At 70.9% G+C, this 11,632-nt stretch carries 9 protein-coding genes; 5 read left to right on the top strand and 4 right to left on the bottom strand.

Annotated elements, in window-relative coordinates; translation table 11 throughout:
• Nucleotides 1-159: 159 nt before the first annotated feature.
• Together AB0O44_RS11845 and AB0O44_RS11840 are read right to left on the bottom strand one after the other, a co-directional pair.
• The gene (locus AB0O44_RS11845) at nt 160-588 is read right to left on the bottom strand and encodes a heme-binding protein (RefSeq protein WP_364137571.1); all 429 of its coding nucleotides are present in this window, start codon (nt 586-588) and stop codon (nt 160-162) included.
• Nucleotides 585-2,771: a malate synthase G gene (locus tag AB0O44_RS11840; protein WP_364137569.1), complete on the bottom strand. Its 2,187-nt coding sequence runs from the start codon at nt 2,769-2,771 to the stop codon at nt 585-587. The genes AB0O44_RS11845 and AB0O44_RS11840 overlap by 4 nt, the downstream gene beginning before the upstream one ends.
• A 310-nt stretch (nt 2,772-3,081) precedes the next feature.
• On the opposite strand from AB0O44_RS11840, the gene AB0O44_RS11835 reads away from it, so the two are divergent.
• The 3 genes from AB0O44_RS11835 to AB0O44_RS11825 all read left to right on the top strand — a co-directional run bounded on the left by AB0O44_RS11835 (nt 3,082) and on the right by AB0O44_RS11825 (nt 7,250).
• The gene (locus tag AB0O44_RS11835; RefSeq protein WP_364137567.1) at nt 3,082-4,878 is read left to right on the top strand and encodes an L-lactate permease; all 1,797 of its coding nucleotides are present in this window, start codon (nt 3,082-3,084) and stop codon (nt 4,876-4,878) included.
• Between the two features lie 50 nt (nt 4,879-4,928).
• Nucleotides 4,929-6,311: an FAD-linked oxidase C-terminal domain-containing protein gene (locus AB0O44_RS11830; RefSeq protein WP_364137565.1), complete on the top strand. Its 1,383-nt coding sequence runs from the start codon at nt 4,929-4,931 to the stop codon at nt 6,309-6,311.
• Between the two features lie 183 nt (nt 6,312-6,494).
• Nucleotides 6,495-7,250 (top strand): IclR family transcriptional regulator, encoded by a 756-nt coding sequence (locus AB0O44_RS11825; protein ID WP_290257998.1) that lies wholly within the window; start codon nt 6,495-6,497, stop codon nt 7,248-7,250.
• A 25-nt stretch (nt 7,251-7,275) separates the two neighbouring features.
• Here AB0O44_RS11825 and AB0O44_RS11820 read toward each other — a convergent pair whose 3' ends face one another.
• Nucleotides 7,276-7,977, bottom strand: a complete 702-nt coding sequence (locus AB0O44_RS11820) for an isocitrate lyase/phosphoenolpyruvate mutase family protein (RefSeq protein WP_364137563.1) — start codon at nt 7,975-7,977, stop codon at nt 7,276-7,278.
• Nucleotides 7,978-8,120: 143 nt separating this feature from the next.
• Here AB0O44_RS11820 and AB0O44_RS11815 point away from each other — a divergent pair, with 143 nt between their 5' ends.
• Complete coding sequence (locus AB0O44_RS11815) at nt 8,121-9,032, top strand: NAD(P)-dependent oxidoreductase (protein WP_364137561.1); 912 nt, start codon at nt 8,121-8,123, stop codon at nt 9,030-9,032.
• A 9-nt stretch (nt 9,033-9,041) separates the two neighbouring features.
• On the opposite strand, the gene ligD is transcribed toward AB0O44_RS11815, so the two are convergent.
• A complete protein-coding gene (ligD, locus tag AB0O44_RS11810; RefSeq protein WP_364137559.1) occupies nt 9,042-10,271 on the bottom strand; it encodes a non-homologous end-joining DNA ligase in 1,230 nt (409 codons plus the stop codon).
• A gap of 159 nt (nt 10,272-10,430) precedes the next feature.
• Between ligD and AB0O44_RS11805 the strand changes: the two genes are divergently transcribed.
• Complete coding sequence (locus tag AB0O44_RS11805; RefSeq protein ID WP_364137557.1) at nt 10,431-11,594, top strand: AI-2E family transporter; 1,164 nt, start codon at nt 10,431-10,433, stop codon at nt 11,592-11,594.
• The last annotated feature ends 38 nt before the right edge of the window (nt 11,595-11,632 follow it).

Genomic DNA, 11,632 nt, shown 5'->3' with positions numbered 1-11,632 from the left:
GGGGCGGACGATTCGTGACGCAATGGAGCAACCTCTCGACAGACTCTCGAACCCGGCCATGATACTGGCCGTCGCTGGAGATTTGCCCGGAAAACGCCAGCGGCACCGGCCGGGGCGTGATGTCCCTGCCGGTGCCGCTGTCAACGAGCGAGTGGTTTCTCAGTCCACCTGGGCGGTCAGGCCGGCCGCCCGGACGGCGGTTGCGGCCGCCGTCTCGTCGTTGTCCGAGGTGTCCCCGCTGATGCCCACGGCGCCCAGCAGTGCGCCGTCGCTGTCGCGGATCAGGACCCCGCCCGGGACCGGGATCAGCCGGCCGCCGATCGCCGCGGCGGCCGCGGCGATGAAGTACGCCTGCTGCTCGGCGCGCGCCATGATCGAGCGGGAGCCCATGCCCAGGGCCAGCGCCCCGTAGGCCTTGCCCTGGGCGATCTCGAAGCGGTTGTTCGACGCGCCGTCCTGGCGGGCGGCCGCGGTGACGTGGCCGCCGGCGTCCAGGACGACCACCGTGAGCGGCTTGAAGCCGTGCTCGGCGCCCGTTGCGAGGGCCTGGTCGATGATGGTCCGGGCTGTGTCCAGGGTCAGGGTCATGAGGCGTTCCTTGCGAGGTCGTTGGCGTGCTTGTGGGCGGCCCGGCGGCGGTGCAGCACGGGTTCGGTGTAGCCGGAGGGCTGGGCGGCCCCCTCGAGGACCAGTTCGCGGGCGGCGAGGAAGGCCTCGCCGTCGAACGCGGGGGACATCGGCTGGTAGCCGGGGTCGCCGTCGTTCTGCCCGTCGACGACGGCGGCCATCCGCCGCAGCGAGGCCTCCACCTCCTCCTGCGTCACGATGCCGTGGAGCAGCCAGTTGGCCACGTGCTGGGAACTGATCCGGCAGGTGGCGCGGTCCTCCATCAGGGCGGTGCCGTGGATGTCGGGGACCTTGGAGCAGCCCACGCCGTCGTTGACCCAGCGGACCACGTAGCCCAGGGTGCTCTGGATGTTGTTGTCCAGCTCGTTCCGGCGGTCCTCGGCGGACCAGCCGGCCGGGTCGCCCAGCGGGATGGTGAGCAGCTGCCGGAGGGTGGAGCGGCGGTTGCCGGCCAGTTCGGCCTGCCGGGCGTCGACGTCCACCTGGTGGTAGTGGATGGCGTGCAGTGTCGCCGCGGTGGGGGACGGGACCCAGGCGCAGTCGGCGCCGGCCTGCGGGTGGCCGGCCTTCTGCGCCAGCATGTCCGCCATGTTGTCCGGGGCGGCCCACATGCCCTTGCCGATCTGGGCCCGTCCGGCGAAGCCGCAGGCCAGACCCGTGTCCACGTTTGACTCCTCGTAGGCCTTGATCCAGCTGGAGTTGCGCATATCCGCCTTGCGGACCATGGGGCCGGCGAGCATGGAGGTGTGGATCTCATCGCCGGTGCGGTCCAGGAAGCCGGTGTTGATGAAGGCCACGCGGTCCCGGGCTTCCTTGATGCAGGCCTTGAGGTTGGCCGAGGTGCGGCGTTCCTCATCCATGATGCCGATCTTCAGGGTCAGCGGCTCGAGCTTGAGTACCTTTTCGGCGCCGGCCAGCAGCGCGCAGGCCACGGCGACCTCCTCGGGGCCGTGCATCTTGGGCTTGACCACGTAGGCGGACCCGGCACGGGAGTTCCGGCCGGCCGTGGCGCCGCGCAGGTCGTGCACCGAGCCCAGCCCGGTGAACAGTGCGTCCAGGATCTCCTCGGGGACGGGCTGCCCGTCGGCGTCCAGGACGGCGTCGCTGGTCATCAGGTGGCCCACCTGGCGGATCAGCAGCAGGGAACGGCCGGGCAGGACCAGCTCGGAACCGTCGGGGGCGGTGTAGCTGCGGTCCTCGTTCAGCCGGCGGGTGTAGCTGCGGCCGCCCTTGGACACCTCGGCGGTGAGCGTGCCCTGCATCAGCTTCAGCCAGTTGCGGTAGCCGTCCACCTTGTCGCCCCCGTCGACGGCGGCCACGGAGTCCTCGAGGTCCATGATGGTGGTCAGCGCCGATTCGAGGACGATGTCCTTGACGCCGGCCGGATCACCAGAGCCGATCGGATGCCCTCGGTCCACCTGGATCTCGATGTGCAGCCCGTGGTGGACCAGCAGGATGGCTTCGGGCTGGTCTTCGGTGCCGCGGTAGCCGACGAACTGGGCGGGATCGGCCAGGCCGGTGGTTCCGCCGGGGGTCTCGGCGGCGAGCGCGCCGTCGGTGATCCGGTAGGCCGTGACGTCGGCGTGGGAGCCGGAGGCCAGGGGCGTGTGCTCGTCCAGGAGCCGTCGGCCGAAGTCGACGACGGCGGCGCCGCGGACGGGGTTGTAGCCTTCCGTGTGCCCGCGGCCGTCGGCGTCGTCGATGGCGTCGGTGCCGTAGAGGGCGTCGTAGAGCGAACCCCAGCGGGCGTTGGCGGCGTTGGCGGCGAACCGTGCGTTCAGCAGCGGGACCACCAGTTGCGGGCCGGAGACGCTGGCGATCTCGCTGTCCACGCCGTCGGTGCTGATGCTGAAGTCGGCCGGTTCCTCCACCAGGTAGCCGATCGAACGCAGGAACTCCTCGTACGCCTCGGGATCGATCTCAGCGCCGCCCTGGGTGCGGTGGTACTCGTCGATCTGCTGCTGCAGCCGGTCGCGGACCTCGAGGAGTTCGCGGACGCGGGGGGAGAATTCGGCGATCAGGCCGGCCGCGCCGTCCCAGAACTCCCCGGCGTCGAGTCCGGTGCCGGGCAGCGCCTCGTCCCGTACGAAGGAGTACAGCTCCTCCGCGACGTGGAGTCCGTTGGTCTCCAGGTGATTCGACATTCCGGTCACGCTCCGTTCAGTTGCTGTGGTGCATTGCGGTGGCTCTGCGGTGTCTCAGCAGTTCCGTAATGCGGAAATAAAATATCAATAAGTAAAAACTATCCAGCCCCGCGGCGGACTGTCAACGCCCGTTCGCGGACCGTCGACGGTGGTCCGACCATTCTGCGGCAACCTGTTGACTGTGATGTGGATCGCACATATGGTCTATCCACACAATAAGAGATTTATTTCGCCATGCGGAAAATCTTCCCGTCGCCCCATGACGCCCGGGTCAGAGGCCCGCCACCACTCGTAAAACAAAGGAGTTTTTGTGAGTCCCAGGTTTGAGCCGTTTCAGCAGGTCGTAGACCCGATCGCCGGGTCCCTTGCTGTTTCCGCCGTGGTGGCCGCGCTGCCGCTGCTCCTCTTGTTCGTCCTGCTCGGCGTGTTCCGGGTCAGGGCGCCGAAGGCAGCCATCGCCAGCCTGCTGCTCTCGATCGTCCTGGCGATCGTGGGCTGGCATATGCCGATTGTCCAGGTCCTCAGCGCCACCGCCCAGGGTGCCTTCTACGCGATCTTCCCGATCCTCTGGATCCTCATCAACGCGTTGTGGGTCTACAAACTGACCGTGGCCACCCCGTGGTTCGAGGCGCTGGGCCGCACCATCCGTTCCATCTCGAACGACCTGCGGATCCTGGCCATCCTGGTGGCGTTCTGCTTCGGCGCCCTGCTCGAGGCCCTCGCCGGCTTCGGCGCGCCGGTGGCCATCTCCGGGGCCATGCTGATGGCGGCCGGCATGAAGCCGCTGAAGTCGGCCATCGTGGCGCTGCTGGCCAACACCGCGCCGGTCGCGTTCGGCGCCATGGCCGCGCCGATCATCGCGCTCAACGGTGTCACCAACATCCCGCTGCACGACCTCAGCTCCATGGCCGGCCGGCAGACCCCGTTCGTCGCGGTCCTGGTCCCGCTGATCCTGGTCTTCATCGTCGACGGCAAGCGCGGCGTGCGCCAGACCTGGCCCGTCGCCCTGGTCTCGGGCGTCGTCTTCGGCGTGGCCCAGTTCCTGGCCTCGAACTTCCTGGTGGTGGAACTGACCGACGTGATCGCCGCGATCGCCACCGTGGCCGTCGTCCTGGTGATGCTCCGGTTCTGGCAGCCCGCCGAGATCGTGGGGATGCACGATGTCGCAGACACAGACACAGGCAGCGACACCGACGCCGCCGAAGCCGACCTGGTGGGCGCCACGGCCACCGGGCGCACCGGCTACGGCACCTCCTCCGGCCTGGGCGGCGTCAGCCGCAACGGCCAGCCCCTTCCGGCTCACGCTGCAGGCGCTGCCGGATCGGACGCGGCCGGGACCGGCACGGACACCGTCGCCCGGCCGCCGGCCCGCGATGTGTGGATGGCGGTGGCCCCCTACCTGATCATCATGGCCGTCTTCTCCATCGCCCAGCTTCCCGGCGTCAAGAACTGGCTCACCGCCGTCGGCTCCGTCACCTTCGACTGGCCCGGCATCGACGCCGTCGACCCCTCCGGCCACCAGGTCTCCGCCCACAAGTTCAAGCTGGACCACCTCAAGGCCACCGGCACCCTGCTGCTGATCTCCGGCATCATCACCATGGCGCTGTACCGGCTCAAGCCCCTGCAGGGACTGCGGATCTACCGCGACACCCTCTTCCAGCTGCGCTGGACGATCGTCTCGGTCACCTCCGTCCTGGCCCTGGCGTTCGTCATGAACGTCTCCGGCCAGACCAACTCACTCGGGTTCGCCCTCGCCTCCGCCGGCGGCTTCTTCGCCTTCCTCTCCCCGCTGCTGGGCTGGATCGGCGTGGCCCTCACCGGGTCCGACACCTCGTCCAACTCGCTCTTCGGTCAGCTCCAGGTCACCGCCGCGCAGCAGACCGGCCTCTCGCCGGTCCTGATGGCCGCATCCAACTCCTCCGCCGGCGTCCTCGGCAAGATGCTCTCGCTCCAGAACCTCGCGGTGGCCTCCGCCGCCGTCGGCCTGGACGGGGCCGAGAGCGTCCTGTTCCGCAAGCTCCTCGGCTGGAGCCTTGGCCTGCTGGCCTTCATCACCATCCTTGTCCTGCTGCAGTCCACCCCGGTCCTGGGCTGGATGGTCCCCTAGGGACCCCGCCCGCGCCGATCACCTCCTGCACCCGATAGAAAGCAGTCCCCGTGAGCACCACCGCCAATGACACCACCGCCACCCGTTCCGCCGCCGGCCTGATCGCCGCCGCTCGGAACGGCTCCACCGAGGAAGCCGACCGCCGGAGCGTCAACACGGACCGCTCCGGCTACACGCCTTCGTCCCTGCCGGACGGCGTCGTGTACGCCACCGCCGTCAAGGACGTAGTGGACACCATGGTCCGGGCGACGGCGGACCGGATCCCCGTCGTCGCCCGGGGAGCGGGGACCGGCCTCGCCGCCGGCTCCTCCGCCCAGGCGGGGGAGATCGTCCTGGACCTCTCGCGGATGAACCGGATCCTGCGCATCGATCCGCTGGAGCAGCTGATCGTGGTCGAACCGGGGGTGCTCAACGCCGAGGTCAACGCCGCCGCGGCCGAGCACGGACTCTTCTACGCGCCGGACCCGGCGAGCACGGCCATCTGCTCGATCGGCGGCAACATCGCCACCAACGCCGGGGGCATGCGCTGCGCCAAGTACGGAGTCACCCGCGAATCCGTGCTGGCGCTCAAGGTGGTGCTGCCGGACGGCCGGATCCTGGTCACCGGCCGCGAGACCATCAAGGGCGTCACCGGCTACGACCTGAATGCGCTGTTCATCGGCTCCGAGGGCACCCTGGGCGTGGTGGTGGAAGCGACGCTGCGGCTGCGGCCCATGCCGGTCTCCACCGCCACGGTAGCCGCCTACTTCCCGGACATCGTCGCCGCGGCCGAGGCGGCGTCGGCGATCATCGCCTCCCGCATCACGCCCTCGGTGCTGGAACTGATGGACGGGCCCACCCTCGCCGCCGTCGACGCCGCCCTCGGCACCGACTACCGCAGCCGGGGCGGGGCCTTCCTGCTCGCCCAGACCGACGGCTACGGCGCGTTCCTGGAGCAGGACGTGCTGATCAAGGCGATCGAACCGTTCGCCACCTCGTACGAGAAGGCCACGGACCCGGACCACACCGCGGAGCTGCTCCGGGCCCGCCGCGAGGCCATCCCGTCCCTGGAACTGCTGGGCACCGTCTGCATCGGCGACGTCGGCGTTCCGCGCGGCCGCCTGGCCGAGATGGTCACCGGCATCGAGGAGATCTCCCGCCGCACCGGCGTGAGGATCTTCACCGTGGCCCACGCCGCCGACGGGAACCTGCACCCGATGATCGTCCTGGACGAGGGACAGCCTTCCACCGAGGGCCCGGCGAAGGCCGCGCTGGCGCAGATGTTCGAGCTGGCCCGGAGCCTCGGCGGAACCCTGACCGGCGAACACGGGGTGGGACTGCTCAAGCGCGACTGGCTGGTGGACGAGCTGGGCAACGATTCCCTCGGCCTGCAGCACGCTATCAAGGGCGTCTTCGATCCGCTGGGCATCCTCAACCCGGGCAAGGGCATCTAGGGGCATCCTTCCGGGGGATCCGGTGGTGGCCGCGAGGCCCTGCGGTATCGTGGGCCTCGGAAACTTTCACGATGCGGATATTTCGCTCCGCGGTGCGCTCACCCGGCGCGAAGGGTGTCCACGCAACGTGAGTCAGGAAAAGGTGCCGGCCGGCGACGGCCGGCACCCAAGAGGAGGGGTGGCATGGCGGAACGGGCCGCAGGCGGCGTGCAGTCGGTGGAGCGGGTCTTCGAGCTGCTGGAGCTGATCGCCGACGCCGGGGGAGAGGTGATGCTCAGCGAGCTCTCCTCGGCCACCGAGCTGCCGCTGCCCACCATCCACCGGCTGCTGCGGACCCTGGTGACGCTGGGCTACGTCCGCCAGCTGCCCAACCGCCGGTACTCCCTGGGCCCGCGGCTGATCCGGCTGGGCGAGGGGGCGTCCAAGCAACTGGGAGTGCTCGCCCGGCCGCAGCTGAAGCCCCTGGTGGACCGGCTGGGCGAGACCGCCAACGTGGCCATGCTCGACGGGGACATGGTGGTCTATGTCGGCCAGGTCCCCTCCCGGCACTCCATGCGGATGTTTACCGAGGTGGGCCGGCGCGCGCACCTGCACTCCACCGGCGTCGGCAAGGCGATCCTCGCCCAGCTCGACGACGAGCGGGTGCGGGCGATCGTGTCCCGGACCGGCATGCCGGCCGCGACGCCCAAGAGCATCGGCGACGTCGAGACCCTGCTGCAGGACCTGGACACCATCCGGCGCCGCGGCTACTCGATCGATGAGGAGGAGCAGGAACTCGGGGTGCGGTGCTTCGCCGCCGCGGTGGCCGACGCCCCGACGCCGATGGCGATCTCTGTCTCCGGCCCGGTCTCCCGCGTGGACCAGGCGTTCGCCGACCGCGCCGTCCCCCTGCTGCAGGAGGCCGCCGCCGCGATCTCGGCGGAACTGAGCCTCGCCTAGGCCCCTCGCGGGCCTGCTCCCGGGGCTACTCCGGACCTTCCGCCCCACCTTCCGCCGGACCTTCTACCTGCGGCCGGAGCGCCGCTGCGTAAGACTCGAGCCGGTGCTGCATGTCCCAGTACGGGGTGGCGGACGGGACGGTGCGCCCGTCCCGCAGGGCCGCGACGGACGCGATGGCGGCATCCACCGCCGCGCGGTAGGGCAGCGACCCGGAACTGACGCGCCGCACCCCGAGCCCACCAAGTTCCGCCACGGTCAGGGTGGGATGCGGCAGGACGTTCACCGGCAGCTCCAGGGCCCCGGTGATGGCCTCGATCTCGGCCGGGTTCGCAAGCCCGGGGACGAAGATGCCGTCCGCCCCGGCGTCGGCATAGCGCCGGGCCCGCACCAGCACGGCGTCCACGGTCGGGTCCTCCTTGAACCACAGGTTGTCCACCCGGGCGTTGATGAACACGCCGGGGCAGCGGTGCCGGACGGCGGCGATCTTCGCGGCGGCGTCCTCCGGGGCCACCAGATGCCCGTCCAGGCTGTCCTCCAGGTTGATGCCGGCCACGCCCGCCTCCACCAGGCCCGCGACAAAATCGGCCGCCTCGCCGGGATCCGTGGAGTAGCCGTCCTCGACGTCGGCCGTCACGAACACCGGCAGCCGGCACAGCAGCGGCACCAGCGCCGCCGTCGCCGCCTTGCTGGCCCGCCCGCCGTCGGGATAGCCGGCGCTTGCCGCCACGCCGAAGCTCCCGAAAAGTGTCCATGTGTCCTCCTTCTCTCCTCCCCGCCGTTGTTCCAGCCGGTGCCCGCCCCTGGATATGGGTCTACGCCGGGTCCCGGAGTCCGTCAACGGCTGTCAGGCTGTGCGGCTAGCATGGCCGCATGAACGAGACGACGAAGAACACCGCCCGCACCGTGGCCGTGCTCGGCCTGGGCATCATGGGCGCCGCGATGGCCCGCAACCTTCTCCGCGCCGGCCTCGACGTCCGGGTCTGGAACCGCGACCCGGCCAAGACCGGCCCCCTGGCCGATGCCGGCGCGCACGCGGCCGCGACCCCCGCCGAGGCGGTCGAGGGCGCCGACGTGGTCCTGACGATGCTCTACGACGCCGCCGCGGTGACGGAGGTGATCCGGCAGGCAGCCCCCGGCATCACGCCCGGCACCGCCTGGGTGCAGTCCACCACGGTAGGCGTCCACGACGCCGGGGCCCTGGCGGAGCTTGCCCGCGAGGTGGGACTGGAGCTGGTGGAGGCTCCGGTGTCCGGCACCCGCGAACCCGCCGAGGCCGGCCAGCTGCTGGTGATCGCCGCCGGTGCGCCCGCGGTGCGGGACGCCGTGGCACCGGTCCTGGACGCGATCGGGGCGCGCACCACCTGGACCGGTGAGGATGCCGCCGCCGGTACCGCCGCCCGCCTGAAGCTCGTGGTCAACAGCTGGGTCATCGCGGCCTCCAACGCCACCGGCGAGATCCTGGCCCTAGCCGGGGCGCTGGGGGTGGAGCCGCAGCAGTTCCTCGACCTGATCGAGGGCGGCGGACTGGATCTGCCCTTCCTGCGGGGCAAGGCCGGACTCATCCTCGGCGACAAGCTGGACCCGGCGTCGTTTGCCGTGGACACCTCGCTCAAGGACGCCCGGCTGATCCTGGCGGCGGCAGCGGAACAAGGCATCCGCCTCGACGGGACCGAGGCCGCGGCGGCCCGGCTGGAGCGGGTGGCCGCCCAGGGCCGGTCCAAGCAGGACATGGCGGCCGCGTACTACGCCAGCACGCCGGCGGACGGCGGGGCCGGGGACTAACGGTAACCGTCAGGACCGGCCGGCCCAGGGATCGTAGTCGGCCAGCAGTTCTTCCTGCGGCGGCCGCCGGTCCTCCGGGATGTGCTGGAGGTTGATCCGGACCCGGTACCAGAGCGAGCTGGAGCCGCGCATCCCGTCGACCAGGACGTCGGCGGGGTGCAGGCCTGCCGCCGTCCCGGCATGGCCCGCCTTCCACGCCTCAAGGGCCGCGAGCGCCTCCGCCTTGGTCCTGGTCCGCGCCACCTCGATCAGCGGCATCACGGACTGGCGCCGCCCGGAGCCGTCCTTTCCGGCGCCCCTCGGCGCCTTTTCCGCCGGGCCCAGCGTCCCGGCCAGCTCCAGCAGGGCCGCCAGGCTGCCGGCGGCCTCATCGATGCCCGCATGCGGGTCGCCGTCCTTTGCGTACCGGTCCGGCAAGGTCAGCACGGTGAACTGCTCCGGCCGGGCGGACGGCACCTCCTGCCAGGTCAGCGGCGCGGACACCCGGGCGTCGGGGAGCGGACGCACCGAGTAGGCGGAGGCCACGGTGCGGTCCTTGGCGTTCTGGTTGAAATCGACGAAGACGCTCTCGCCGCGTTCCTCCTTCCACCACCGGGCGGTCGCTAGGCCCGGGGCCCGGTTCTCCACCTCCCGGGCCAGGGTCTCGGCGGCGAGGCGCACCTGCGGGTAGGACCAGTCCGGCGTGATGCGGACCAGGATGTGCAAGCCGCGGGAGCCGCTGGTCTTCGGCCAGCCGACCAGCCCGACGTCGTCGAGCACGCCCCGGGCGATCAGGGCGGTGTCCACGATCTGCTCCCAGCCGACGCCCGGCATGGGGTCCAAGTCGATCCGCAGCTCGTCCGGGTGCTCGAGGTCGGCGGCCCGGACGGGGTGCGGGTTCAGGTCGAGGCAGCCGAGGTTGACCAGCCAGGCCAGCCCGGCGGCGTCCCGGATCACGGCCTCCTCCGCGGAGGTCCCGGAGGCGTAGTGCAGGGTCGCGGTATCGATGAAGTCCGGATGGTTCTCCGGGACCCGCTTCTGGAAGAACGGCTCCGCGTCGATGCCCTTGGGGAACCGTTTGAGGACCATCGGCCGGCCGCCCGCGCCGCGGAGGGCGCCGTCGGCGACGGCGAGGTAATAGTGCACCAGGTCCAGCTTGGTCAGCCCCGGCCCGGGGAAGACCACCTTGTCCGGGCTGGAGATGCTCACCTCGTGCCCGGCCGCGGTGATGATCTCAGGCGGAGTCTTCGACGGGCTCATGCGGCCACGCTAGCAACGTTCCCGCGCCCCAACCAGAGGCCACCGCGGCCCGCTGCCAGCCGGCCATCAGGTTCTGCCGGGATAATCCGCAGTCAGCAACGGTACACACCGCGTGCGCCCGGTCCGCGGGCTGCTCGGCGGTGACGAAGGAGGATCCCCATGTGCGAGCAGGAATACCAGAATCCGGCGCCGGAGCCCGCCGCGCCGTCGCCCGCCGCGCCGTCGAAGGGTCCGGCGGCCCTCTGGTCCGACGGGCTGGGCCGCGCCGGGACGCGGGCGGCGCAGGTGCTCCTGCTGGTGGGGCTGGCGTGGGTGGTGATCCGGGTCCTGATCCTGGTGCCGCTCGTGGTCATTCCGGTGCTCCTGGCGGTAATTCTCGCCGCCGCCATCTCCCCGCTGGTGCGCTGGCTGGCCGGCCACGGCTGGCCGCGGGCCCTGGCCGTGCTGACCTCCTTCGTCGCGGTCCTGGCCGTGTTCGGCGGCGTGGTCACCGCCGTCGTCGCCCTGGTACGGATGCAGTTCAAGGAGCTGGTGACCCGCGCACTGGCCGGGATCGACCAGCTGCACGCCTTCCTGAATAACGGGCCGGTCCCGGTCTCGGACCAGGAGCTCGCCAACGCCAAGGAATCGGTGCAGAAGTTCTTCAGCAGCGGCAACCTGGGCTCCGACGCCCTCACCGGCCTGCGCACCGGCGGGGAGATCCTCGCCGGCATAGTCCTGATGGCCGTCATCCTGTTCTTCTTCCTCAAGGACGGGGCCGTGATCCGGGCCTTCCTCTTCGGGTTCCTCCCGGCCCGGCACCGTGACCGGGCGCACCGCGCCGCCGCGGCCAGCACCCGCGTCCTCGGCGGCTACGTGCGGGGCACGGCGCTGATCGCCGCGATCGACGCCGCCATTGTCGCCGTCGCACTGCTGATCCTCGGCGTCCCGCTGGCGGTGCCGCTGGCGGTCTTCGTGTTCATCGGCGGGTTCATTCCGATCATCGGCGCCACCGCCGCCGGCAGCCTCGCCGTCCTGGTGGCCCTCGTCTCCAACGGCCCGGTACCTGCCCTGGTGGTCCTCGCCGTCCTGATCGGCGCCAACCAGCTCGAACACCATGTCCTGCAGCCGCTGCTGATGGGCAAGGTGCTAAACATCCACGGGCTGGTGATCCTGCTGTCCCTGGCCGCCGGGACCATGCTCGCCGGTGTCATCGGGGCGCTGCTGGCGGTGCCGCTGGCCGCCGTCGGCTGGACCATCATCAAGGTCTGGACCGGGCGCGACGCCGCCGACCTGCCGGCATCCGGGCAGTCCCCACCCCACGAGCCGGCAGTCGCGGGGTAGGCCCGTCCAGAGCCACGAATCACTAGCCCGGGCCCGTC

This window comes from Arthrobacter sp. NPDC080082 (genome assembly GCF_040686595.1).
GTDB lineage: Bacteria > Actinomycetota > Actinomycetes > Actinomycetales > Micrococcaceae > Arthrobacter.
This window is presented reverse-complemented; position numbering and strand designations above follow the sequence as displayed.